The following is a 23,331-nucleotide window of genomic DNA, read 5'->3' on the forward strand; positions in this document are numbered from 1 at the left end:
GCTCGCGGGCGGGCGGGTCAGCTCTCCCCGCGCTTCGCGCGCAGCTTCGCGAGCGCCTCGTCCAGCAGGGCCTCGCCGTCGGCGTCCGAACGACGCTCCTTCACGTAGGCCAGGTGCGTCTTGTACGGCTCGGTGCGCTTGGCCGGCGGCGGGTTCTTCTCGTCGGTGTTGGCGGGCAGGCCGCAGCGCGGGCAGTCCCAGGTCGTCGGGATCTCGGCGTCCATCGCGAACGACGGGCGCGTCTCGTGCCCGTTGGAGCACCAGAACGAGACCACGGTGCGCGCCGCGCTCTCCCCGCGCTCGGACTCCCCCATGGGGCCCGAACCCACCCGGGTGCCTCGGATCGCGTTGCCAGTCGCCATCGCCGGAGTACCTCCGCGTCCAGGGGCGGCCGGGCGCTCGGCACCCGGGCCACCCGTCAACCTTCGATCTTGACGAGCAGCCCCGTGCCGACGATCGAGATCAGCCAGATGGCCCCGACGAACAGGGTGAGGCGGTCGAGGTTCTTCTCGACGACGCTCGACCCGGCGAGGCTCGACTGCACCCCGCCGCCGAACAGCGACGACAGCCCGCCGCCCCGCCCGCGGTGCAGCAGCACCAGCAGCACCAGCAGCACGCTGGACGCGATGAGCAGGATGTCGAGGAACAGTCGCATGTCGGTGTCCGTGACCTCCGGGAGCCGACCCCACCCGGCCGGGTGGGGCTCTGGCCGTCCCGATGTGCGGGATCGGCGCTGGTGGTGCACGATACCCCGCCCCGGTCACGGTCCTGTCAGGACCCGTCGGCCGAACGGGGCATCGTGCACCCGGCGTCAGGGCAGGGGGCCACCCGCAGCGAGGGCGCACAGCTCGGCGAAGCCCTCGGGGTCGAGGCTCGCCCCGCCGACCAGCGCGCCGTCGACGTCGTCGCTCTTCACGAGGTCGGCGACGTTGTTCGACTTCACCGAGCCGCCGTAGAGGATGCGCACGCGGTCGGCGACCCCGGCGCCGTGCACCTCGCGGAGGCGCTCACGCAGCGCGTGGCAGACCTCCTGGGCGTCGGCGACCCCGGCGGTCTTGCCGGTGCCGATCGCCCACACCGGCTCGTAGGCCACGACCACCTTGGCGACGTCGTCGGCCGACAGGCCCTTGAGCGCGCCGTCGAGCTGGCCCGTGCAGTGCGCCACGTGCCCGCCGGCGTCGCGGACCTCCTCGCCCTCCCCCAGGCACAGGATCGGCGTGAGGCCGTGGCGCAGGGCCGCGTGCACCTTGCGGTTGACCAGCTCGTCGTCCTCACCGTGGATCGTGCGGCGCTCCGAGTGCCCCACGACGACCCACGTGCACCCGAGCTTCGCGAGCATCGCCCCCGACACGTCACCGGTGAACGCCCCGGAGTCCTCGGGCGAGAGGTCCTGGCCGCCGTAGGTGATCGGCATCGAGTCGGCGTCGACCAGCGTCTGCACGCTGCGCAGGTCGGTGAACGGCGGGAGCACCGCGACGTCGACGACGTCGAAGTACTTGCCGGGCAGGGCGAACGCGAGCTTCTGCGTCACCCCGATGGCCTCGAGGTGGTTGAGGTTCATCTTCCAGTTGCCGGCGATCAGCGGCTTGCGCGCCATCAGGACTCCTCACCGGGGCGAGCGGAGCGATGGGAGGACTCGAGGACGGCGATGCCCGGCAGCACGTGCCCCTCGAGGAACTCGAGGGAGGCCCCGCCGCCGGTGGAGATGTGGCCGAAGCGGCCCTCGTCCAGCCCCGCGGCCCGGATCGCCGACGCCGAGTCGCCGCCGCCGATGACGCTGAACGCGCTGGTCGACGCCACGGCCTCCGCGACGCCCTTGGTGCCCGCCGCGAACGGCTCCATCTCGAACACGCCCATCGGCCCGTTCCAGAACACCGTCGCCGCGTCGGCCAGCGCCGCACCGAACGCCGACACCGTCTCCGGGCCGATGTCCAGGCCGAGCCAGCCCTCGGGCATCTCCGACACCGACACCGTCCGGGTCTGCGCGTCCGCCGCGAACTCGGACGCGACGACCACGTCGGTGGGCAGCACCAGGGTGTCGGCGTACTTCGTCAGGAGCTCCCTGCACGTGTCGACCTGGTCGGACTCGAGCTTCGATCCGCCGACGTCGTGGCCCTGCGCGGCGAGGAAGGTGAAGCACATCGCCCCGCCGACCAGCAGCTTGTCGACCTTCGGCAGCAGGTTCGAGAGCACCCCGAGCTTGTCGGAGACCTTCGAGCCGCCGAGGATCACCACGTAGGGCCGCTCGGGGTCGCCGACGAGCCGGCGCAGCACCTCGGTCTCGCGGGCGACGAGGTCGCCGGCGTAGGCCGGGAGCTTGCGGGCCACCTCGACCACCGAGGCCTGCTCGCGGTGCACGACGCCGAAGCCGTCGGAGACGAACGCGCCCCCCGGGACCAGCTCGGCGAGCGCGCTCGCGAGCTCCTCGCGCTCCCGGGCGTCGCCCGTCTCGCGGGGGTCGCAGCGCACGTTGGCGAGCACGAGCGCCTCGCCGGCCTCCAGCGCCTCGGCCTTCTCGTGCGCCGAGGGGCCGACGACGTCCTCGGCCAGGTGCACGCGCTGGTCGAGCAGCTGACCGAGCCGCGCCACCACCGGCGACAGGCTCATCAGCCGGTCGCGGCCCGGCGGCTCGCCGCCCTTCGGACGGCCCAGGTGCGCCGTCATGACGAGCTTGGCCCCGGCGTCGAGGAGCTTGCGGACCGTCGGCAGGGCGGCCTGGATGCGCCCGTCGTCGGTGATGTTCCAGCCGTCGAGGGGCACGTTGAGGTCGACGCGCAGCAGGACGAAGCGGTCCTGCACCCCCTCGCCGACGAGGTCGTCGACGGTCCTCATCAGAGCTTCGAGCCCACGAGCGTGGTCAGGTCGACGACGCGGTTGGAGTAGCCCCACTCGTTGTCGTACCAGCCCACGATCTTCACGGTCCGGTTGCCGAGCACCTTGGTCATGCCGGCGTCGAAGGTGCACGACGCGGCCTCGCCGACGATGTCGGTGGAGACGATCGGGTCCTCGGTGTAGACCAGCACGTCCTTGAGCTCGCCCTCGGCGGCCTTCTTGAACGCGTCGTTGACCTGCTCGACCGTGACGTCGGTGTTCAGCGTCGCGGTCAGGTCGGTGACCGAGCCGTCGTTGACCGGCACCCGGTAGGCCAGGCCGTTGAGGCGGCCCTCGAGCTCGGGCAGCGCCAGCGCGGTCGCCTGGGCGGCACCCGTCGTCGTCGGGATGATGTTGGACGCGGCGGCGCGGGCCCGGCGCAGGTCCTTGTGCGGGGCGTCGTGGATCCGCTGGTCGCCGGTGTAGGCGTGGATCGTCGACATGAAGCCGGTCTCGAGCCCGAACGCGTCGTGCAGCACCTTGATCATCGGCGCGACGCAGTTCGTCGTGCACGAGGCGTTGGACAGGATGTTCTGGCTGCCGTCGTAGGACGAGTCGTTGATGCCCATGACGACCGTGAGGTCCTCGCCCTTGGCCGGGGCCGAGATGACGACCTTCTTCGCGCCCGCCTTGAGGTGCTTCCCGGCCGAGTCGGCGTCGGTGAAGATCCCCGAGGACTCGATGACGACGTCGACGCCGAGGTCGCCCCACGGCAGCGCCGCCGGGTCCTTCTCGGCCAGCGCCTTGATCGTCTTGCCGTTCACGACGAGGGCGTCGTCGGAGACGTCGATGGTGCCGTCGAAGCGGCCGTGCACCGAGTCGTAGCGCAGCAGGTGCGCGAGCGTCTTGTTGTCGGTGATGTCGTTGACCGCGAGCACCTCGATGTCCGCGGTGCCCGCCGCGCGCTGCTTCTCGAGCGCGCGGAACACGTTGCGTCCGATGCGACCGAACCCGTTGATCCCGATGCGGACCGTCACTGCGCCTCGCCCTGCCTCTCGTGCGTCGGTCGTGCTGACCAGGGGTGTCCACGCCGCACTGCGCTCGGAGGACGGCGTTCCCCGTGGGGCCGCCACCCTAACGGCTCCGGCGGCGTCGGCCGGGTCCCGCGAACGACGTCACGTCGTCCGCGACGCTCAGCGGTCGGCCATCTCCGACATCTCCTCGGTCACCACCGAGGACGTGTCCGGAACGCGCATGTCCTTGGCCTTCTTGTCGGCCATCGCGAGCAGGCGACGGATGCGCCCGGCCACCGCGTCCTTGGTCATCGGCGGGTCCGCGAGCTGGCCCAGCTCCTCCAGCGAGGCCTGCTCGTGCTCGACACGCAGGCGCCCGGCCTGCACGAGGTGGTCGGGCACCTCCTCGCCGAGCAGCTCCAGCGCCCGGTTGACCCGCGCCGACGCCGTCACGGCCGCCTTCACCGAGCGGCGCAGGTTGGCGTCGTCGAAGTTCGCCAGCCGGTTGGCCGTCGCGCGCACCTCGCGGCGCATGCGGCGCTCCTCCCAGGCGAGCACCGAGGTGTGGGCGCCCAGGCGCGTGAGCAGCGCGCCGATCGCGTCGCCGTCGCGCACCACGACCCGGTCGGCACCGCGGACCTCGCGGGCCTTCGCCACCACGCCGAGCCGGCGGGCGGCGCCGACCAGCGCCATCGCCGCCTCCATGCCCGGGCACGTGATCTCCAGCGCGGAGCTGCGGCCGGGCTCGGTCAGCGAGCCGTGCGCGAGGAACGCCCCGCGCCACGCGGCCTCGGCGTCGCACACGCCGCCGGACACGACCTGCGGCGGCAGGCCCCGGACGGGACGCCCGCGCGGGTCGAGCAGGCCGGTCTGGCGGGCCAGCGAGTCGCCGTCGGTCGCGACGCGCACGACGTAGCGGGTGCCCTTGCGCAGGCCGCCCTGGGACAGGACGTGGACCTCGGGGTTGTGCCCGTACAGGTCGTGGATCTCGCCGCGCAGGCGGCGGGCGCCGGCGCCGGTGTCGAGCTCGGCCTCGACGACGACCCGCCCACCGACGATGTGCAGACCCCCGCCGAAGCGCAACAGGGCCGCCACCTCGGCGCGGCGGCAGCACGTCTTCGACACCGCGAGCCGGCTCAGCTCGTCCTTGACCGCTGCGGTCATGGCCACCTTCGGTCCTCCTCCTGGTGCGGGCGGGGGTCGGCCCCGGGCACGGTGGCGCCGCCGTGGACGCCGTTCGTCGCTGCCCCGGCCGACTGCTCGACACGGTGGTGGGCGGCGTCGGCGAGGGCCTCGGCGAGGGCCTCGGGGTCGTGCCGGGGGCTGCCGTCGGAGGCCCCGACGGCGGTGAGCAGGATGTCTGCGCCGAACGCCTCGGCGCCGCGGCGCAGGCGGTCGGGCTCCGGGACGGCGCTGGTGTCCGCGACGACGACGTCGAGACGCAGACGGGGCGCGTGCGCCGCGAGCACCTCGAGGTGCTGCTCCGGCGAGAACCCGGAGGTCTCGCCGGGCTGCGGGGCGAGGTTGAGCACGAGGACCTTGCGGGCCTCGCTCTCGACCAGCGCCGTGAACAGCTCGGGGACCAGCAGGTGGGGCAGGACGCTCGAGAACCACGAGCCCGGACCCAGCGTGATGACGTCCGCGGTCCGCAGCGCCTCGACCGCCTCCGGGCACGCCTTGGGCCGGCGCGGGTCGAGGCGCACCTGCTGCACGCGCCCCGGCGTCGTCGCGACGGCGACCTGGCCGCGGATGCGGTGGGCGACGTCGCGGTCCTGATCGCCGCCGGCCGGGCCCGACCGGCGGGGCTGGATGCCGGTGACGTCGGCCTCGATGTCGACGGGCTGCGTGCTCATCGGCAGCACCCGGCCGGTGACCCCGAGCAGGCGGCAGGCCTGGTCGAGCGCGGCCACCGGGTCGTCGAGGACCTCCACCAGCCCGGCCAGCAGGAGGTTGCCGACGGCGTGGCCCGCGAGCGCGCCGTGGCCGCCGTAGCGGTGCTCGAAGACCCGCTGCCACAGCGTGTTCTCCGGACCCGCGTTCTCCTGGCCGGCCAGCGCGCCCAGCGCCATGCGCAGGTCGCCCAGGGGCAGGATGTCCAGCTCGCGGCGGATGCGGCCCGACGAGCCGCCGTCGTCGGCGACCACCACGACCGCGGTGATGTCGTCGGTCAGCCGGCGCAGGGCCGTCAGCGTGGCGTGCAGCCCGTGGCCACCGCCGAGCGCCACGGCCCTGAGGGGCCTCCCCCCAGGGCGCTCCCCGTCGCCGGCGCTCACTCGCGCCCCACGTCGCGGTGCGACACCGTCACGCGCACGCCGTCCTCGCCGGTCATGCGCCGGGCGAGCTCCTCGGCGATCGCGACGCTGCGGTGCTTGCCGCCGGTGCAGCCCACCGCGACGGTCAGGTAGCGCTTGCCCTCGCGGCGGTAGCCCGCGCCGACCAGGCGCAGGAGCTCGAGGTAGCGCTCGAGGAACTCCTCGGCGCCCTCCTGGGACAGCACGTAGTCGGAGACCACGGCCTCGCGCCCGTCGTGCTCGCGCAGCTCGGGGATCCAGTGCGGGTTGGGCAGGAAGCGCATGTCGACGACGAGGTCGGCGTCGGGCGGCAGCCCGTGCTTGTAGCCGAACGAGACGACGGTGACGCTGTGCCCGACGTCGGCCGCGGCGTCGCCGAAGGCGCTCTCGATGGCCGTGCGCAGCTGGTGCACCGACCGGTTCGAGGTGTCGACGACGAGGTCGGCCTGGTCGTGCAGCGGGGCGAGCAGCTCGCGCTCGGCGCGGATGCCGTCCGACAGGCGCCCGTCGCCCTGCAGCGGGTGGGAGCGGCGGTTCGACTCGAAGCGGCGGATGAGCACGGCGTCCGACGCGTCGAGGAACAGCACCCGCGGGCGGTGGCCGCGGGCGTCGAGCTCCTTGATGACCGCCCCCAGGTCGGCGGTGAACGCGCGGCTGCGCACGTCCATGACCACCGCGATCCGCGTGACCTGCCCCGACGAGCGCGCCCCGAGGTCGACCATCGTCTCGATCAGCTCGGGCGGCAGGTTGTCGACGACGAACCAGCCGAGGTCCTCGAGCACCTTGGCGGCCGTGCTCCGCCCGGCGCCCGAGAGCCCCGAGACGATCGCGACCTCGATCCCGCCCGGGTGCGGGGGTGCCCCCGCCCGGTCCGTCATGCCGTCCCCCCGGTCTCGATGGTCGAGCTCCGCTGCGCTGCGTCTCCGTCGTCGAGCGCGTCGAGCACCGCCTCCGCCGTGCGCCGGCCGACGCCGGGCACCTCGGTGATCTGCTCGACCGTCGCGGCCCGCAGCTTGCGCACCGAGCCGAAGTGCTTGAGCAGCGCCGTGCGCCGGGCCTCGCCCAGCCCGGGCACGCCGTCGAGCGCGGACGCCGTCATCCGCGTCGAGCGCTTCTGGCGGTGGTAGGTGATCGCGAAGCGGTGCGCCTCGTCCCGGACGCGCTGGAGCAGGTAGAGCGCCTCGCTCTGGCGCGGGAGGATCGCCGGGTCCTCCTCGCCGGGGAGCCAGACCTCCTCCAGGCGCTTGGCCAGCCCCACCACCGCGACGTCGCTGATCCCGAGCTCGCCCAGGACCTCGGCCGCGGCCGCCACCTGGGGGGCGCCGCCGTCGACGACCAGCAGGTTCGGCGGGTACGCGAACTTCCGCGGGCGGCCGGTCGTCGGGTCGATGCCCGGCAGCGGGCCCTCGTCGGGCGCGACCTCGCCGGTGGCCGGGGCACCGTCGCTGGTCTCCCCCGCGCACGCCGTGTCGGTGTGGTCGGGCGCCCTGTCGGCGTGCTCCCCTGATTCCGCGGTCTCCTTGAGGTAGCGCGCGAAGCGCCGGCGCACCACCTCCGCGATCGCCGCGACGTCGCCGCCCTCGGCGCCGCCGCGGATCGAGTAGCGCCGGTAGTCGGCTTTCTTCGGCAGCCCGTCCTCGAACACCACGAGGCTCGCCACCACGTCGGAGCCCTGCACGTGGCTGACGTCGGTGCACTCGATGCGCAGCGGCGCGGTGTCGAGGCCCAGCTGTTCCTGGAGCTCCTCGAGGGCGGCGCTGCGCGCGGTGAGGTCGCCGGCGCGGCGCAGCTTGTGCTGGGTGAGCGCCTCCTTGGCGTTGCGCTCCACGGTCTCGGCGAGCGTGCGCTTGTCGCCGCGCTGGGCGACGCGCAGCGAGACCCGTGAGCCCCGCAGCTCCGAGAGCCACTGGCTCAGCGCCGGCGCGTCGTCGGGCATCGCCGGGACGAGCACCTCGCGCGGCACCGGCTGCACGGCGTCGTCCGCGGAGCCCGCGAGCGCGGCCTGCTCGCCGTAGAACTGCGCGAGGAACTGCCCGACGAGGTCCGGCACGTCACTGTCGGCCTCGGTCTCGACGACCCAGCCGCGCTGGCCGCGGACCCGCCCGCCGCGGACGTGGAACACCTGGACGGCGGCCTCGAGCTCGTCGGTCGCGAACGCGACGACGTCGGCGTCGGTGCCGTCGCCGAGCACGACGGCCTGCTTCTCGACGACGCGCTTGAGCGCCCCCGCGTCGTCACGCAGCCGCGCGGCCTTCTCGAAGTCCATGTCGGCCGCGGCGACCTGCATGTCCTTCTCGATGCGGCCGATGAGCTGGTCGGTGTGGCCGGCGAGGAAGTCGCAGAAGTCGAGGACGATCTGCCGGTGCTCCTCGGCGCTGACGCGGCCGACGCACGGCGCCGCGCACTTGTCGATGTAGCCGAGCATGCAGGGGCGCCCGATCTGCCCGTGGCGCTTGAACACCCCGCCCGAGCACTGGCGCGCCGGGAACACCCGCGTCAGCAGCTTCACCGTCTCGCGGATCGCCCAGGCGTGGGCGTAGGGCCCGAAGTACCGCACGCCCTTCTTGCGGGGACCCCGGTAGACCCGCAGCTGCGGGTACTCCTCGTTCAGCGTGACCGCGAGGACCGGGTAGGTCTTGTCGTCGCGGTAGCGGACGTTGAACCGCGGGTCGAACTCCTTGATCCAGTTGTACTCGAGCTGGAGGGCCTCGACCTCGGTGTGGACCACCGTCCACTGCACGGCCGCCGCGGTGGTGACCATCCGTCGCGTGCGCGGGTGCAGACCGGCCACGTCGGCGAAGTACGAGTTGAGCCGGCTGCGCAGGCTCTTGGCCTTCCCGACGTAGATGACCCGCCCGTTCTCGTCCGAGAACCGGTACACGCCGGGCGCCTCCGGGATGCTCCCCGGGGCGGGTCGGTACGTCTGCGGGTCGGCCATGGTGACCCCCAGCGTAGGCGCGTCCGTCCGGCCGTCCGGCGTGCACCCGGATGGGTGGAATCGGCGTGTCGGACGGCGTGTCGCGGCGTGTCACTGGCGTGTCGTCCTCGGGCCAGACGGTCGAGCGGGAGACGCTGCGGCGACCCGGAGCGTCTCCCCCGACCTCAGAGCGAGGGGGTGGCGTCCGCCGGCGCCGGCTCGCCGGGACGGCGGCCCAGGACGTCGGTGAGGAAGGCCTCCAGGTTCGTGGGCTCCCCCGCCGCGTCCAGGCGCGGGTGCTCACGGAGACCGTGGGCGGCCTCCTCCACGGCACTCTCGACCAGGGCCCGCTCCTCGGACCCCACGACCAGGTAGCCCCGGAGGGACCCCTGCCACGGACGGCGCCACTGCAGGTAGGTGAGGTCGGTGTCCTCGATCTCCTGCAGTTGCACCCGATTGCCGAGCCACGACACGTCGCTCATGGGGACCTCCTTCACGCGGGGAGCTGATCTCCGGGCCCTCGGGGGCGGCATCGGCCCCGCGTTCCACGTCCAGGCTGACCTCCCGGACACGGTCGGTAAACCCCTCGCGGCGTCGTGTCGCTCACGGCGTGGTGTCGGCCACCGGGCAGGAGCTCCTACCGGGTGTCGAGGACGAGGTAGCCCTCGGCGGTGCGGTCCGGCCCCAAGTCGGCCGCCTTGGCCTGCGAACGGCCCCAGCCCCACATGCGGCCGCGCAGGTCGTCCATGTGCGCGGTCTGGCTCTTGTGGGCGCGCAGGGCCTCGACCTTGCGGTCGAAGGCCGCGGTGGTGTCGACGTAGTGGTCGGCGCCCTCGCCCATGTGGGAGATCCACACCTCGGAGACGGTGTGGGCCTCCAGGCCCTCGTCGGCGAGCAGCTCCGGGTGGGCGAACGGGTTGCGGGCGTCGGGGTAGACCGCGCACATCGCGGCCTCGCCGGCCGCGGTGTGGTCGGGGTGGCTGCCGTACATCGAGCGCACGTTGCGCGTCGGGGACTGGGTGACGACCCGGTCGGGGCGGACCTGCCGGATGACCCGGGTGATGTCGCGACGCAGCTCGTGGGTGACGTAGAGGCGGCCGTCGGGCCAGCCGAGGAAGTGCAGCTCGTCGACACCGAGGATCGCCGCGGCCGCCGTCTGCTCCTCGCGGCGCAGCGACGCCATGTCGGTGCGGGTGATCTCCTCGTCGAACCCGCCCGCGTCGCCGTCGGTGATGAGGCAGTAGACGACGCGGTGGCCGGCGTCGGTCCAGGTGGCGACCGAGCCGCCGCTGCCGAAGTCGATGTCGTCGGGGTGGGCGACCACCACGAGGACGGTGATCGGGTTCTCGGGCTGATCAGGCTCCACGGTGCTGAACCTACGCCGGTGGCTCCGCCATCCGCCGGTAGAGCGGGCGCAGCACCTCGCGCACGTCCTCGCCGCCGACGTCCAGCGGCGGCAGCTCGTCGAGCAGGGCGTCGGACGTGGGGGCGCGCGGGTGCGCCGGCGCGTCCGGGACGGGCACGCCGGGGCGGTGGAAGCGGTCGAGGAGGTCCGCGAGCGCCGTGGGGGCGCCGGCGCCGGCGTCGCGGCGGTCGCGCAGGGCCGCGAGCAGCGTCGCCCGGTCGCGGCCCCGCCAGCGCAGGAGCGCGAACGGGTCGACGTCGAACTCCTCGGCGGCGAGGTAGGCGACGGCCGCGAGGTGCTTGCACGGCACCGACCAGTCGGGGCACGAGCAGTCCATCGGCAGCTCGCCCGAGCCCTGCGGGAACAGCGAGAGCCCGACGCGGGCGAGGACGTCCTCGAGGTCGTCGGGCACCTCGCCGGCGAGCAGGGCCGCGGCGTACCAGGAGTCGGCGGCCAGCGCGTCGAGCACCGCGTCCCAGGCCTCGTCGGCGAACGGGCGCAGGCCGATCCGTTCGCGGTAGGGCTCGTCACGGCTGCCCTGGACGGTCGCGGTGATCGCGCCGGGCTCGATCGCGAGGTCGATCACCTGCCCGGCGCGGGCGTAGGTCTTCCCGCGGTCGAGCCGCCCGCCGACGCCGAGCGCGGTGAGGACCGCGAGGAAGCGCCCCGACCACCACGACTCCCCGATCGCGCCCCGGCGGCTGCGGGCCACGATGCCGTCCTCGACGGGCTTGCGCTTGCCGAACTCGGCGCCGCTCTCGGGGAAGCGTTCGCGGAACCGGGGACCCGAGCGCGTCTCACGCACCATCGTCGTCGTCCACCTCCTCGGGTTCGGCGTCCAGCCGCAGCACCGTCGCGAGCTCGTCGGTCGACAGGTCGGTGAGCCAGTCCTCGCCGTCGCGCACCGCGAGGTCGGCGAGCTCGCGCTTGCCGGCGATGAGGTCGTCGATCCGCTCCTCCAGCGTGCCCGCGCAGACCAGCTTGCGGACCCCGACCGTGCGCTTCTGGCCGATCCGGAAGGCGCGGTCGGTGGCCTGGTCCTCGACGGCCGGGTTCCACCAGCGGTCGAGGTGCACGACGTGCTGGGCGGCGGTCAGCGTGATCCCGGTCCCGCCCGCCCGGAGCGAGAGCAGGAACAGTGACGGGCCGTCGCCGCGCTGGAAGCGCTCGACCATCGTGTCCCGCGCGCGCCGCGAGACCCCGCCGTGCAGCCACGCGACCTCGGTGTCGAACCGGGCCGCGAGGTGCGGGGCCAGCATGTCGCCGAAGGCCGCGAACTGCGTGAACAGCAGCGCGCGGTCCCCGGCGGCGAGCACCTCGGCGAGGATCTCCTCGAGCCGCGCGATCTTGCCCGAGCGCCGCCCGATCGGGGAGCCGTCGTGCAGCAGCAGCGCCGGGTGGTCGCAGACCTGCTTGAGCTTCGTCATCGCCGCGAGCACGCGCCCGCGCCGCTCGATGCCCGGTGCGACGTCGTCGAGCTCGCCGAGCATCTCGTCGACGACGACCCGGTAGAGCGAGGCCTGCTCCGCGGTCAGCCCGCACCGCTCGACGGTCTCGATCTTCTCGGGCAGGTCGTCGACGACCGCCGGGTCGGTCTTGAGCCGGCGCAGCAGGAACGGGCGGGTGCGCCGGCGCAGGTCCTCGGCGACGTCGACGCGGCCGTGGCGCTCGACGGGGACGGCGTAGCGCTCGCGGAAGGCGGTGGCGCTGCCGAGCATCCCCGGGTTGACCGCGTCCATGATCGACCACAGCTCGGCGAGGCGGTTCTCGACCGGCGTGCCGGTCAGCGCGAGGCGGTGCTCGGCGTCGAGGCGGCGGACCGCCCGGGCGCCGCGGGAGCGGTTGTTCTTGACCATCTGCGCCTCGTCGAGCACCACGCGGTGCCAGGCGAGCTCGGCGAACGCGTCGGTGTCGCGCACGAGCGTGCCGTACGAGGTGACGACGAGGTCGGCGCCGTCGGCGGCCTCGCGGGGCTCGGACCGCCCGGCCCCGTGGTGGACCGCGACGCGCAGCTCCGGGACGAACCGCTCGGCCTCCCGGCGCCACGTCGAGACCACCGAGGTGGGGCAGACGAGCAGGGTCGGGCCCACGTCCGCGTCGGCGCGCTCGTGGGACTCCAGGGCCAGGACCTGCAGCGTCTTGCCGAGCCCCATGTCGTCGGCGAGCACCCCGCCGAGTCGCAGCCGCGCGAGGAACGCGAGCCACGACAGCCCGCGGCGCTGGTAGGGCCTCAGGGTCGCGCGGACGCCGGGCGGGGTGTCGAGGGGCTCGAGGGTGGTGCCGCCGGCGAGCAGGTCACCGAGCTCGCCGTCGAGGCGCAGCGACTCCACGGGCAGGGGCGCGGGGACGTCGTCGGGGTGGGTGACGGCGAGGTGGAGCACGTCGCCGACGGTCGGGCGCTCGCGCCGCTCGGCGAGGAAGGCCAGGCCGTCGCGGAGGCGCTCGGGGTCGACGGCGACCCAGCGCCCGCGCAGCCGCACGAGCGGGGCCTTGGCACGCACCAGCGCGTCCATCTCGGCGTTCGACAGCTCCTCGCCGTCGACGGCGAGCCGCCAGGTGAAGTCGACGAGGTCGTCCTTGCCGATCTTGGCGCCGGTGTCGACGACGCCGTCGGGCCGCGCCTGTCCCCCGGCACCGGCGAGCCCGAGGCGGGCGGGCCCGGCGCGCCAGCCCGCGGGCAGCAGGACGCCGAAGCCGGCGCGGTCGAGGTCGGCGGCGACGTGGGCGAGGAAGTGGTGCGTGCCGGCGAGGTCGAGGTCCATGCCGCCGGGCCGCGGGACGCGCAGTGCCTCGGCGAGCTCCGGGTAGACGCGGGCGGCGCGGCCCAGCTCGCCCAGCAGGACCTCGGCGGGGTCGTCGAGCCAGCGGCGCAGGGCCGTCGGGTCGCGCCAGACGGTGTCGGCGTCGACGGTCAGGCTCGGGTCCTGGGCGGACTGCAGCGCGAACGTCAGCCGGAACAGGGGCTCCGGCTCGTCGAGGGCGTGCCCGAGGTGGTCGGTGACGACCTCGTCGAGACGGAACGACGCCCGCGCGGGCCCGGCGTGCGGGGCGCCGACGACGGCCCACCGGCGCAGCCCGGCGACCAGCCCGTCGGGCGGGGCGGGGTCGCCCAGCACCGGCTCGTCGCCGAGGGCGTGCGCCCAGTCCGGGGCGGTCGCGAGCTCCTCGCTGCCGGTGAGGCGGGCGCGCGCGTGGGCGTCGACGGCCGCCGCGAGCGCCGCCTCGACCACCGCCGCGGCGCTCGCCGGCTCCTCCCCCGCGACCTGCTCGCAGCGGCACACCGGGGGCAGGGCGGCGGCGAGCGTGTCGGCGGCGACGAGGTCGGGGCCCTGGAGGACGGGCCGCCAGACCAGGCCGGCTCCCGGAGCCTCCTCGTCCGGCGCCGGCAGCACGCGGCCGCGGGTGACGAGGTCCGCGGCCAGCGCGTCGACCGCGCGCAGGGCCACGACCGAGGCGCTCGCGACGGTGCCGGCGGGCGGGGTGGGCGGCGGGGCGCCGGGCGGGAGCTCGAGGACCGGGACGGTCCAGTCGGCGAGCACCGGGTCGCCGGCGTGGGGGCCGGTCTCCTCGCGGTCGAGGTCGTCGGAGTCCCGCGGGGCGTCGGCGTCCGAGGGCAGCGCGAGGACGGCGACGCCGGCGGTGGCGCTCGTCGTGCCCCACACGGCCGCGAGCCGGTCGGCCGGCACCGCGAACGGGTGCGGGCGCGCGCCGCGGCGGGCGCGGCTGGTGCTGTGGGCGGGGAGATCGGGGTCCTCGGCCCACAGGCAGACGCCGCGCCCGGGCGACCAGAGGGCGTGCAGCGCGAGCAGGCTCAGCTCACCTGCACCGTGCCGTCGACGACGCGTGCGGGCAGCTCGGTGAGACCCCGCTCGGCCGGTCCCTCGTGCACCGCGCCGGTGGCGGCCTCGAACCGGCTCTGGTGGGCGGGGCAGGTGATGACGCCGCCCTCGGGCGCGGCGACCGTCGCGCCCTGGTGCGGGCAGGTCGCGTCGAACGCCCGCACCGTGCCGGCGGCGGGCTGGACGACGACGACCGGGCGCTCGCCGCCGCGCAGGACCGTGCCGCCACCGACCGGGACGTCGGCGAGCGGGACGGTGGCGAGCGGCGCGGGAGCGGCGCCGGGGGCCGGGGAGGCCGGCGCGGGTGCGGGGGCGGCCGACCCGGCGCTCGAGGAGCACGCCGCCAGCGCGCCGGGGACCGCGAGGGCGGCCGCCAGCCCGCAGAGGACCGTGCGGCGGTTGGGTCCGGTGGTGGTGGGCACCGAGGCCTCCGTCTTCGTGGAAGTGATCGTGATCCTGCGGTGACCAGTCTGCCCGCGCACCCCGTCACCGCTCGGTGAGCCCTCTCGTGAGTACTTTCGTCGGCTATAGGCGTGGAAAGTGCTCACGAGGGTCAGGGCGCGGGCTCCTCGGGCAGGGCCAGCAGGCCCTCGACGACGTCGTCGAGGGCGGGCGCGGTGACGTGCGGGCGGGCGACGGCGTCGGGGATGCGGCCCTCGAGGCGCTCGCAGAACCCGCCGACCAGGCCCGCCGACACCGCGCCGTGCACGTCCCACGAGTGCACGGCCACGAGCGCGGTCCGGGCGGGCGGCGTCGCGGTCCGCTCGCACGCCCAGTGGTAGACCCGCGCCGGTGGCTTGAACATCTTCAGCTCCGCGCACGACATGACGTCGGTGAACCGGTCGCGCACCCCGCCGGCCTCGAGCGCCGCGCCCGCGACCTCCGCCGAGCCGTGCGTGAACCCGTAGGCCGGCACACCCGCCTCGGCGAGCCGCTGCAGCGCCGGCGCGACGTCGGGGTGCACGGGCAGCTCCCGGAAGCCGTCGAGCACCGAGGCGACCTGGTCGTCGGTGAGGTCGCGCCCGCAGGTGCGTCGCAGCATGTCGGCGGCGACGGTCGCGAACGGCGGCGCCTCGCCGGCCAGCGTCATCGCCATGCCCTGGTGCAGCAGCCGCGCGAAGAACAGCTCCAGCTCGTGACCGGGGCGCCCCAGCGCCTCGATCCGGGGGCGCAGACCCTCCAGCTGCAGGCACGTCTCGAACAGGTCGAACAGGACGACCTGGGGCCTCCGGGCGGGTGCACTCATGCGTGAGCAGTTGCCCCGCGTATCGCCGCGGAAACTGCTCACGACGCGGCGAGCTCCCGGAGCACCCGCCGCGGCCAGGCCGGGCCGCCGTAGACGAACCCGGTGTAGGCCTGCACGAGCGTGGCGCCGGCCTCGAGGCGGGCGCGGGCCTCGGCGCCCGAGTCGATCCCGCCGACCGACACGAGCGTCAGCCGCTCCCCCACGCGCGCCCGCAGCCGCGCCAGCACCGCCCGCGCGGGTCCCACCAGCGGTGCGCCGGAGAGCCCGCCCGCCCCCGCCGCCTCGACCACGTCCGGTGCCGAGGCGAGATCGGACCGCGCGACCGTCGTGTTGGTGGCGACGATCCCGTCGAGCCCCTGCGCCAGGGCCAGGTCGGCGACGGCGTCGACGCCCGCGTCGTCCAGGTCGGCGGTGATCTTCACGAGCAGCGGCGTCGCGCCGACCTCGTCGCGCACGGCGGCGAGCAGCGGCTCGAGGGCGTCAACGCCCTGCAGGTCACGCAGCCCGGGCGTGTTCGGGGAGCTGACGTTGACGACGACGTAGTCGGCGTGCGGGCCCAGCACCCGCGCGGAGTACCGGTAGTCCGCGACGGCGTCGGACGCGGTCTTCGAACGCCCGATGTTGACGCCGACCACGGTGCCCGCACCCCGCTGCCGCAGCGCCGCGAGGCGGGCCGCGACGACGTCGGCGCCGGCGTTGTTGAACCCCATCCGGTTGACCAGCGCCCGGTCGGCCGGCAGGCGGAACAGCCGCGGGCGCGGGTTGCCCGGCTGCGGGCGCGCGGTCACCGTGCCGACCTCCACCGCCCCGAACCCCAGCCGCGCGAGGCCGCGCACGCCCTCGGCGTCCTTGTCGTAGCCGGCCGCGACGCCGAGCGGGTTGGCGAAGCGCAGACCCATGGCCTCGACGGGCGCGACGTCCGCGGACGGCGCGGGCAGCACCGGCGTCGCGGCGCGCAGGGCGGTGACGCCGACGCGGTGGGTCAGCTCCGCGGGCACCCGCGTCGCGACGTGCCGGAAGAGCAGTTCGTAGGCGTCCATCAGGCCTGGGAGTCGGCCCGGTGGTACTGCGCGTGCAGCCGGCGCAGCGCCGACACCCCGCGCGCGGCGTGCCCGCGGTCGACGGCCTGCAGCGCCGAGATCGGTAGGTACTCGTCGTCGGGCAGGTCGAGGCGGGCGAACTGGGCGCCGTCGGGGAAGCTCACCGCGACGACCTCCGACCACGGCACGCGCCGGGTCAGGATCGTCGCGCGCACCTCCACCCCCCCGGGCCCGGCCCGCAGCCGCGGGCGGGTGAACAGCAGCGCGCAGCCGGCGAGGATCGCCCCGAGCACGACCATGGCGACCTGGTCGGCGGCGCGGAAGATGAAGCCCGACGGTGCGGCGAACACCAGCAGCGCCCCGGCGCCGAAGAACGCGAAGAGGAAGATCGCGAGCAGCCACGCCACCCAGCGGATGCGCCTGGGCCGCACCTCGAGCTCGACCTCGCCGATGTCGAGGGCCTCGGGCGGCACGACGGGCCCGGTCACGGCCGCAGCCCCCGCAACGTCAGCGCCGCGTCCAGCGCCGCGACGGTGGCCTCGAAGCCCTTGTCCTCGCTCGAGGACGGCGTCCCGGCGCGCGCCCACGCCTGGGCCTCCTCGTTGACCGTCAGCACGCCGTTGCCCACCGGCGTGCGGGCGTCGAGACCCACCCGCAGGAGGCCGGCGGTGACGGCGTCGCACACGTAGTCGAAGTGCGGGGTCTCGCCGCGGATGACGACGCCGAGCCCGACCACGGCGTCGTGGTGCTCGGCGAGGCCCTGGCACACCACCGGCAGCTCCATGGCGCCCGCGACCCGTACCACCGTCGGCTCGGCCGTCCCGGCCTTCGCCGCCGCGTCCCGGGCCCGCTCGAGCAGGACGTCGGTGATGCCCGAGTTCCAGCGCGTGACGGCGATGCCGAGCGTCAGGCCCGCCGCGTCGGGGACCTCGGCCTGCGGGCGACCCTCGCCGCTCATGCCCGGGTCCCGCCCACGGCGGCGTCGGACCCGTCGGTCGTCTGCGCGACGACGGTGTCCTGCTCCGAGTCGAGGCCCTCGAGGTCGTGGCCCATGCGGTCGCGCTTGGTGCGCAGGTAGCGCAGGTTCTCCGGCGTCGCGCGGGCGGGGAGCGCCACGCGGCCGAGGATCTCCAGGCCGTAGCCCTCGAGCCCGGCGCGCTTCTCGGGGTTGTTGGTGAGCAGGCGCATCGACTTGATGCCGAGGTCGGCGAGGATCTGCGCGCCGGTGCCGTAGTCGCGGGCGTCGGCGGGCATGCCGAGCGCGAGGTTGGCGTCGACGGTGTCCGCGCCGGCGTCCTGCAGCTGGTAGGCCTGCAGCTTGTGGATCAGGCCGATCCCCCGGCCCTCGTGGCCGCGCACGTAGAGCACGACGCCCCGTCCTTCGGCGACGACGGCGGCCATCGCCGCGTCGAGCTGGGGCCCGCAGTCGCAGCGCCGCGAGCGGAGCACGTCGCCGGTGAGGCACTCGGAGTGCACGCGCACCAGCACGTCCTCGCCGTCGCCGATCTCGCCGTGCACGAGCGCCACGTGCTCGATCCCGTCGAGCAGCGAGTCGTACCCGTAGGCGACGAACGTGCCGTGGTCGGTGGGGATGTTGGCGTGCGCGACCTGGACGACCTGCTTCTCCGAGCGGCGCCGGTACGCGATCAGGTCCTTGATCGTGATGATCGGCAGCTCGTGCTCGTCGGCGAAGACCTGCAGCTCGTCGAAGCGGGCCATGTCGCCGTCGTCCTTCTGCGACACGATCTCGCAGATGGCGCCGGCCGGCGACAGGCCCGCCAGCCGCGCGAGGTCCACGGCCGCCTCGGTGTGCCCGGGGCGGCGCAGCACGCCACCCTCGCGGGCCCGCAGCGGCACGACGTGCCCGGGGCGCGAGAGGTCGGTGGGGCCCGACGCGGGGTCGGCCAGGACGCGGATGGTGTGCGCGCGGTCGGTGCCGGAGATGCCGGTGCCGATGCCCTCGCGCGCGTCGACGGACACCGTGTAGGCGGTGCCGTGGCGGTCCTGGTTGATCGAGTGCGCGGGCGGCAGGTCGAGCCGGTCGCACGCCTCGCCGGTCAGCGGCACGCAGATGTAGCCCGAGGTGTAGCGCACCATGAACGACACGAGCTCGGGCGTGGCCTTCTCCGCCGCGAACACGAGGTCGCCCTCGTTCTCGCGGTCCTCGTCGTCGACGACGACGACGGCCTTGCCCTCGGCGATCGCGGCGATCGCCGACTCGATGTGCTCGAAGCCGTCCACGTACTCCTACTTCCCCTGCCCTGTACCGGTGTCCTGCCCGCCGAGCCGGGCCCCGACGAGCCGCTCGACGTACTTGGCGACCACGTCGACCTCGAGGTTGACCGTGGACCCCACGGCGCGCTCCCCCAGTGTGGTCTCGCGCAGCGTGGTCGGGATGAGCCCGACCGCGAACGTCTCGTCGTCGACCTCGGTGACGGTGAGGCTCACCCCGTCGACCGCGATCGAGCCCTTCTCCACGACGTAGCGGGTCAGGCCCGCCCCGCCGTCCTCGTGACCGCTGACACGGAAGCGCACCGTCGTCCACTGCTCGTGCTCGGTGCGCTCGACGACGGTGCCGACGCCGTCGACGTGGCCCTGCACGATGTGCCCGCCCAGCCGGTCACCGGCGGCGACGGCGCGCTCGAGGTTGACCCGGCTGCCCGCGGTGGCGCCGGCGAGGCTGGAGCGGCGCAGCGTCTCGCCCATGACGTCGACCCCGAACTCGCCGTCGGAGGGCTCGACGACCGTCAGGCAGACACCGTTGACGGAGATCGAGTCGCCGGGGCGGGCGTCGGACGTGACGACGGGGCCACGGACGCGCAGCCGCGCGGAGTCCTCCCCCGCCACGACGTCGACGATCTCGCCGACCTCCTCGACGATCCCCGTGAACACTGCGGTCTCCTCGTTCTCGGTGGTCGAGCCCCGCTGCCCGCCCGCCATCATCCTCAGGACGCGGGGCCCCGGCATCACCACGGTGGTGATGCCGCTCTCATCGTCCGGCCAGGTGCGCCGACGCCCGTGCCGCCTGGTCGCGCAGCGCCTCCACCGCCCGTTCGGGGTCGTCGGCGCCGTACACCGCCGAGCCCGCGACGAAGCAGTCGACGCCCGCCTCGGCGGCCTGCTCGACGGTGTCGCGGCTGATCCCGCCGTCGATCTCGACGAGGACGTTGAGGTGCCCGGTGTCGACGAGCCGCCGCGCCGTGCGCACCTTGTCGAGCACCTCGGGCATGAACTTCTGCCCGCCGAACCCGGGCTCGACGCTCATGACGAGCAGGGTGTCGTAGTCGCGCAGCACCTCGACCCAGTCCTCGAGCGGGGTGCCCGGCTTGATCGACAGACCGGCGAGCGCGCCCGCCGCCCGGATGTCCCGCGAGACCTTGCGCGGGTCGTGGGCGGCCTCCGCGTGCACCGTGACGTTGCGCGAGCCGGCCTCGGCGTAGCCGGGCGCCCAGCGGTCCGGATCGTTGATCATCAGGTGGCAGTCGAGCGGGATCGCCGTTGCCCGCTCCAGGGCCTCGACGACCGGCAGCCCGAGCGTCAGGTTCGGCACGAAGTGCCCGTCCATGACGTCGACGTGCAGCCAGTCCGCGCCCGGGACCGCGGCCGCCTCCTCCGCCAGGCGCGCGAAGTCGGCGGACAGGATGCTCGGAGCGATCATCGGGGCACGCGCCACGTGACTGATGGTAGTGGCCTCGTCGCTGTCGTTGGGCCGGGCGGGGTCCTCAGCGCCTCCGGAGGGCGGCGGCGTACATGGCGTCGGTGCCGTGGCGGTGGGGCCAGAGCTGCACGCCGGGGCCGTCGACGGGAGACGCAGCGGAGCGGAGCTCGACCCCTGGAACGGCCGCGGTGTCCGGCACCTCCGGCAGCAGCGCCGGGGTGTCGAGCAGCTCGGCTCCGGTCTCGGCCGCGACGGCGACGACGACGGCCGTGGTCTCCTCGGGGTGCGGCGAGCAGGTCGCGTACGTGACGACGCCGCCGGGGCGCGTGCGCTCGAGGGCGGCGCGCAGCAGGCTGCGCTGGAGCTCGGTGAGCTCGGCGACGTCCTCGGGCTGCCGGCGCCAGCGGGCCTCGGGACGCCGGCGCAGCGCCCCGAGCCCGGTGCAGGGCGCGTCGACGAGCACGCGGTCGTAGGCCTCCTCGGGCAGCGTGATCTCGCGGGCGTCACCGGTGTGCACGCGCACGCCCAGCCCCTCGGTGGCCTGCTCGACCAGCCGCGCGCGGTGCGGTGCGCGGTCCACGGCGTCGAGCGTTGCGCCCTCGATCGCGGCGAGCGCCCCGAGCATCACGGCCTTGCCGCCCGGCCCGGCGCACAGGTCGAGCCAGCGGGTGTCGTCCCCCTCGACCGGCGCGCGGGCGGCGACGAGCGCCACGAGCTGGCTGCCCTCGTCCTGGACCACCGCGAGGCCCTCGCGGACCGGGGCGAGGTCGCCCGGGTCGCCGCCCTCGGTGAGCAGCACGCCGTACGGCGAGTAGGGCGACTCCTCGCCGCCGGTGATGGCCGCGAGCTCCTCGGCGCTGATCTCGCCGGGCCGCGCGGCGAGGTGCACGGCGGGGCGGGCGTCGTCGGCGGCGAGGGCGGCAGCCAGTTCATCGGTGCCGCCCAGGGCCTGCGCGAACACCTCCGCGATCCACCGCGGGTGGGCGTGGGCCAGGGCGAGCCGGCCCAGGGCGTCGGCCGGGGCGAGGCGGTCGACCCACGCGGCCTCGTCCCGCTCGGCGACCCGGCGCAGCACGGCGTTGACGAACCCGGTCGGCCGCGAGCCCGCCCGCGCGCGGACCAGCTCGACGACCGAGCTCACCGCCGCGTGCGGGGGGATGCGCGTGCGCAGGAGCTGCTGGGCGCCGAGGCGCAGGGCGTCGAGCACGACCCCGTCGAGATCGGCGAGCGGGCGGTCGCAGCAGGCCCCCAGCACCGTGTCGAGCAGGCCCTGCGCGCGGCAGGCGCCGTAGGTGAGGTCGGTGGCGAGCGCGGCGTCGCGGCCGGTGATCCGCCGCTCGCGCAGCAGGTTCGGCAGGGTCAGGTTCGCGTAGGCGGCGTCCTCGCGGACCGCGCGCAGCGTGTCGAGGGCGGCCTCGCGGGCGGGGTCGCCGCTCGGCGGGCGTGCCGGGCCCTGGCGTCCGCGGGGCGGCCCGCTGCGGCGCTTGGCGTCCGGCTTGCGGCGTGGGCCGCGCCCGGAGCGGTGCCCGCCGGGCGGGACGGAGCTGTCGGTCATGCGCACCCCGTCGCTTCGCTCGCCCCGGTCACTCGAACCGCTCCCCCGGCTCGGGGCGCACGCCCCGGGCCCAGTCGACCGCGGGCATGGGCTTCTTGCCGCCGGGCTGGACGTCGCCGAGGGCGACGGTGGCGGTGGCCGTGCCGACGAGGACCCGCTGGCGCTCGACGCGGATCGTGCCCGGATCGAGGTCCGGCTCGCCGGTGGTCAGCACGGGGCCGAGCTTGAGCCGGGCGTCGCGGAACGTCGTCCAGGCGCCCGGGGCGGGCGTGACGGCACGGACGAGCCGGTCGACGGCCGGCGCGGGGAGGGTCCAGGGCACGCGGGCGTCGTCGACGGTGACCTTCGGGGCGTACGAGACGCCGTCGGCCGGCTGGGGTACGGCCACGAGCTCGCCGTCCTCGATGCCGTCGAGGGTGTGCTCGAGCAGGCCCGCGCCGGACGCGGCGAGCCGCTCGAGCAGGGCGCCGGCGGTGTCGTGGCGGCCGATCTCCTCGGTGACCGTGCCGTAGACGGGGCCGGTGTCCATGCCCTCCTCGAGCGCGAACGTGCTCGCGCCGGTGATCTCGTCGCCGGCGCGGATCGCCGCCTGCACGGGCGCGGCGCCCCGCCACGCCGGGAGCAGCGAGAAGTGCAGGTTGACCCAGCCGTGCCGCGGGATCGCGAGCGCCTCGCGACGCAGCAGGTCGCCGTAGGCGACGACGGGACAGCAGTCGGGCGCGAGGTCGGCGAGCTGCGCCAGGAACTCCGGCTCCGAGGCCTTCGCCGGCGTCAGGACCGGCACCCCGGCCTCGTCGGCGAGCGCGCCGACCGGGCTGCGCTGCGGGCGGCGCGAGCGACCGGCCGGCGCGTCGGGGCGGGTGACGACGGCGACGACCTCGTGGCGCCTGCTCGCGAGCAGGCGGCGCAGGGACGGCAGGGCGGGCTCGGGGGTGCCCGCGAAGACGAGGCGCACGGGCTACAGGGCTCGCCCGAACAGCGGGTGCGGGCTCTGCTTGACGGTCGGCGGCGCGGCGGGGTCGAACCACGGCGCCTCGCGGATCGCCTTCATCGCCTCGCGGCGGGTCTCCGGGTCGAGCTTGTCGAGGAAGAGGACACCGTCGAGGTGGTCGGTCTCGTGCTGGATCGCGCGGGCCACCAGCGCGGTGCCCTCGACCGTCTGCGGCTCGCCGTGCAGGTCCCACCCGGTGGCGACGACGTGCTCGAAGCGCCGGCAGTCGAACCGCAGGCCGGGGATCGACAGGCAGCCCTCGGGCCCGAACTGCTCGGTGTCGTCGGCCGCGTTCCACGTCGGGTTGACCATGTGGCCCTCGACGCCGTCGGCGCGGAACACGAACACCCGCAGGCCGACGCCGATCTGGGGCGCCGCGAGGCCCGCGCCGCCCTGGTCGCGCATCGTCTCCTGGAGATCCGCGACGAGGGTGGCGAGCTCGCGGTCGAAGTCGACCACCGGGTCGGCCTTCGTCCGCAGCACGGGGTCGCCGAACAGGCGCAACGGCTGGACGGTCATCGATCCTTCTCTCGACGGGAGCTCGGGACGGCTCCCTGGCAACGGC

General features: G+C 75.0%; 24 protein-coding genes. All 24 read right to left on the bottom strand.

Annotation, left to right across the window (positions count from 1 at the left end; all coding sequences use genetic code 11):
• Positions 1–17: 17 nt before the first annotated feature.
• The 24 genes from PGB27_RS05030 to def all read right to left on the bottom strand — a co-directional run bounded on the left by PGB27_RS05030 (position 18) and on the right by def (position 23,285).
• Positions 18–362 carry an RNA polymerase-binding protein RbpA gene (locus tag PGB27_RS05030; RefSeq protein ID WP_274199251.1) on the bottom strand — a complete coding sequence of 115 codons (345 nt, stop codon included), beginning with the start codon at positions 360–362 and terminating at the stop codon, positions 18–20.
• Positions 363–418: 56 nt separating this feature from the next.
• Entirely contained in the window at positions 419–655 is a 237-nt protein-coding gene (gene secG, locus PGB27_RS05035; protein WP_116707491.1) for a preprotein translocase subunit SecG, read from the bottom strand.
• Positions 656–811: 156 nt separating this feature from the next.
• Entirely contained in the window at positions 812–1,597 is a 786-nt protein-coding gene (gene tpiA / locus PGB27_RS05040) for a triose-phosphate isomerase (RefSeq protein ID WP_274199252.1), read from the bottom strand.
• The gene (locus tag PGB27_RS05045) at positions 1,597–2,832 is read right to left on the bottom strand and encodes a phosphoglycerate kinase (RefSeq protein WP_274199253.1); all 1,236 of its coding nucleotides are present in this window, start codon (positions 2,830–2,832) and stop codon (positions 1,597–1,599) included. Before PGB27_RS05045 ends, tpiA begins: the two co-directional genes overlap by 1 nt.
• Positions 2,832–3,848, bottom strand: coding sequence for a type I glyceraldehyde-3-phosphate dehydrogenase (gap, locus tag PGB27_RS05050; RefSeq protein WP_274199254.1), 1,017 nt, complete (start codon positions 3,846–3,848; stop codon positions 2,832–2,834). Before gap ends, PGB27_RS05045 begins: the two co-directional genes overlap by 1 nt.
• A 156-nt stretch (positions 3,849–4,004) precedes the next feature.
• A complete protein-coding gene (gene whiA / locus PGB27_RS05055) occupies positions 4,005–4,994 on the bottom strand; it encodes a DNA-binding protein WhiA (RefSeq protein WP_274199255.1) in 990 nt (329 codons plus the stop codon).
• Positions 4,985–6,049: a gluconeogenesis factor YvcK family protein gene (locus tag PGB27_RS05060; protein WP_274199256.1), complete on the bottom strand. Its 1,065-nt coding sequence runs from the start codon at positions 6,047–6,049 to the stop codon at positions 4,985–4,987. The genes whiA and PGB27_RS05060 overlap by 10 nt, the downstream gene beginning before the upstream one ends.
• 44 nt (positions 6,050–6,093) lie before the next feature.
• A complete protein-coding gene (rapZ, locus tag PGB27_RS05065) occupies positions 6,094–6,993 on the bottom strand; it encodes an RNase adapter RapZ (RefSeq protein WP_274199257.1) in 900 nt (299 codons plus the stop codon).
• Positions 6,990–9,053 carry an excinuclease ABC subunit UvrC gene (gene uvrC, locus PGB27_RS05070; RefSeq protein WP_274199258.1) on the bottom strand — a complete coding sequence of 688 codons (2,064 nt, stop codon included), beginning with the start codon at positions 9,051–9,053 and terminating at the stop codon, positions 6,990–6,992. The genes rapZ and uvrC overlap by 4 nt, the downstream gene beginning before the upstream one ends.
• 164 nt (positions 9,054–9,217) lie before the next feature.
• Positions 9,218–9,514: a hypothetical protein gene (locus tag PGB27_RS05075; RefSeq protein WP_274199259.1), complete on the bottom strand. Its 297-nt coding sequence runs from the start codon at positions 9,512–9,514 to the stop codon at positions 9,218–9,220.
• A gap of 155 nt (positions 9,515–9,669) precedes the next feature.
• Positions 9,670–10,398, bottom strand: coding sequence for a PIG-L deacetylase family protein (locus PGB27_RS05080; protein WP_274199260.1), 729 nt, complete (start codon positions 10,396–10,398; stop codon positions 9,670–9,672).
• Between the two features lie 10 nt (positions 10,399–10,408).
• Positions 10,409–11,245: an SWIM zinc finger family protein gene (locus PGB27_RS05085; protein WP_274199261.1), complete on the bottom strand. Its 837-nt coding sequence runs from the start codon at positions 11,243–11,245 to the stop codon at positions 10,409–10,411.
• Positions 11,235–14,123 (bottom strand): DEAD/DEAH box helicase, encoded by a 2,889-nt coding sequence (locus PGB27_RS05090; protein WP_332843757.1) that lies wholly within the window; start codon positions 14,121–14,123, stop codon positions 11,235–11,237. Before PGB27_RS05090 ends, PGB27_RS05085 begins: the two co-directional genes overlap by 11 nt.
• A gap of 125 nt (positions 14,124–14,248) precedes the next feature.
• Positions 14,249–14,698 carry a Rieske (2Fe-2S) protein gene (locus PGB27_RS05095; RefSeq protein WP_274199262.1) on the bottom strand — a complete coding sequence of 150 codons (450 nt, stop codon included), beginning with the start codon at positions 14,696–14,698 and terminating at the stop codon, positions 14,249–14,251.
• Between the two features lie 131 nt (positions 14,699–14,829).
• Entirely contained in the window at positions 14,830–15,522 is a 693-nt protein-coding gene (locus PGB27_RS05100) for an HAD family hydrolase (RefSeq protein WP_274199263.1), read from the bottom strand.
• Positions 15,523–15,560: 38 nt separating this feature from the next.
• Entirely contained in the window at positions 15,561–16,562 is a 1,002-nt protein-coding gene (locus tag PGB27_RS05105) for a quinone-dependent dihydroorotate dehydrogenase (RefSeq protein WP_274199264.1), read from the bottom strand.
• Positions 16,562–17,050 carry a PH domain-containing protein gene (locus PGB27_RS05110; protein ID WP_274199265.1) on the bottom strand — a complete coding sequence of 163 codons (489 nt, stop codon included), beginning with the start codon at positions 17,048–17,050 and terminating at the stop codon, positions 16,562–16,564. The genes PGB27_RS05105 and PGB27_RS05110 overlap by 1 nt, the downstream gene beginning before the upstream one ends.
• Entirely contained in the window at positions 17,047–17,520 is a 474-nt protein-coding gene (ribH, locus tag PGB27_RS05115) for a 6,7-dimethyl-8-ribityllumazine synthase (protein WP_274199266.1), read from the bottom strand. The genes PGB27_RS05110 and ribH overlap by 4 nt, the downstream gene beginning before the upstream one ends.
• A complete protein-coding gene (locus PGB27_RS05120; RefSeq protein ID WP_274199267.1) occupies positions 17,517–18,803 on the bottom strand; it encodes a bifunctional 3,4-dihydroxy-2-butanone-4-phosphate synthase/GTP cyclohydrolase II in 1,287 nt (428 codons plus the stop codon). Before PGB27_RS05120 ends, ribH begins: the two co-directional genes overlap by 4 nt.
• 6 nt (positions 18,804–18,809) lie before the next feature.
• Positions 18,810–19,454, bottom strand: a complete 645-nt coding sequence (locus tag PGB27_RS05125) for a riboflavin synthase (RefSeq protein ID WP_274199613.1) — start codon at positions 19,452–19,454, stop codon at positions 18,810–18,812.
• Positions 19,455–19,551: 97 nt separating this feature from the next.
• Positions 19,552–20,220 (bottom strand): ribulose-phosphate 3-epimerase, encoded by a 669-nt coding sequence (gene rpe, locus PGB27_RS05130; RefSeq protein ID WP_274199614.1) that lies wholly within the window; start codon positions 20,218–20,220, stop codon positions 19,552–19,554.
• A gap of 64 nt (positions 20,221–20,284) precedes the next feature.
• Positions 20,285–21,775 (bottom strand): RsmB/NOP family class I SAM-dependent RNA methyltransferase, encoded by a 1,491-nt coding sequence (locus tag PGB27_RS05135; protein WP_274199268.1) that lies wholly within the window; start codon positions 21,773–21,775, stop codon positions 20,285–20,287.
• 28 nt (positions 21,776–21,803) lie between these two features.
• Positions 21,804–22,730: a methionyl-tRNA formyltransferase gene (gene fmt / locus PGB27_RS05140; protein ID WP_274199269.1), complete on the bottom strand. Its 927-nt coding sequence runs from the start codon at positions 22,728–22,730 to the stop codon at positions 21,804–21,806.
• Between the two features lie 3 nt (positions 22,731–22,733).
• Positions 22,734–23,285: a peptide deformylase gene (gene def / locus PGB27_RS05145; protein WP_274199270.1), complete on the bottom strand. Its 552-nt coding sequence runs from the start codon at positions 23,283–23,285 to the stop codon at positions 22,734–22,736.
• Between the last annotated feature and the right edge of the window lie 46 nt (positions 23,286–23,331).

It is taken from the genome of Actinomycetospora lemnae, assembly GCF_028737315.1.
Classification (GTDB): Bacteria; Actinomycetota; Actinomycetes; order Mycobacteriales; family Pseudonocardiaceae; genus Actinomycetospora; species Actinomycetospora lemnae.

What these genes read in the sequence shown, in the direction of transcription:
- PGB27_RS05030 (WP_274199251.1), bottom strand. Translation starts at nt 362, where the DNA reads ATGGCGACTGGCAACGCGATCCGAGGCACCCGGGTGGGTTCGGGCCCC.
- secG (WP_116707491.1), bottom strand. Translation starts at nt 655, where the DNA reads ATGCGACTGTTCCTCGACATCCTGCTCATCGCGTCCAGCGTGCTGCTG.
- tpiA (WP_274199252.1), bottom strand. Translation starts at nt 1,597, where the DNA reads ATGGCGCGCAAGCCGCTGATCGCCGGCAACTGGAAGATGAACCTCAAC.
- PGB27_RS05045 (WP_274199253.1), bottom strand. Translation starts at nt 2,832, where the DNA reads ATGAGGACCGTCGACGACCTCGTCGGCGAGGGGGTGCAGGACCGCTTC.
- rapZ (WP_274199257.1), bottom strand. Translation starts at nt 6,993, where the DNA reads ATGACGGACCGGGCGGGGGCACCCCCGCACCCGGGCGGGATCGAGGTC.
- uvrC (WP_274199258.1), bottom strand. Translation starts at nt 9,053, where the DNA reads ATGGCCGACCCGCAGACGTACCGACCCGCCCCGGGGAGCATCCCGGAG.
- PGB27_RS05075 (WP_274199259.1), bottom strand. Translation starts at nt 9,514, where the DNA reads ATGAGCGACGTGTCGTGGCTCGGCAATCGGGTGCAACTGCAGGAGATC.
- PGB27_RS05085 (WP_274199261.1), bottom strand. Translation starts at nt 11,245, where the DNA reads ATGGTGCGTGAGACGCGCTCGGGTCCCCGGTTCCGCGAACGCTTCCCC.
- PGB27_RS05100 (WP_274199263.1), bottom strand. Translation starts at nt 15,522, where the DNA reads ATGAGTGCACCCGCCCGGAGGCCCCAGGTCGTCCTGTTCGACCTGTTC.
- PGB27_RS05105 (WP_274199264.1), bottom strand. Translation starts at nt 16,562, where the DNA reads ATGGACGCCTACGAACTGCTCTTCCGGCACGTCGCGACGCGGGTGCCC.
- ribH (WP_274199266.1), bottom strand. Translation starts at nt 17,520, where the DNA reads ATGAGCGGCGAGGGTCGCCCGCAGGCCGAGGTCCCCGACGCGGCGGGC.
- rpe (WP_274199614.1), bottom strand. Translation starts at nt 20,220, where the DNA reads ATGATCGCTCCGAGCATCCTGTCCGCCGACTTCGCGCGCCTGGCGGAG.
- PGB27_RS05135 (WP_274199268.1), bottom strand. Translation starts at nt 21,775, where the DNA reads ATGACCGACAGCTCCGTCCCGCCCGGCGGGCACCGCTCCGGGCGCGGC.
- def (WP_274199270.1), bottom strand. Translation starts at nt 23,285, where the DNA reads ATGACCGTCCAGCCGTTGCGCCTGTTCGGCGACCCCGTGCTGCGGACG.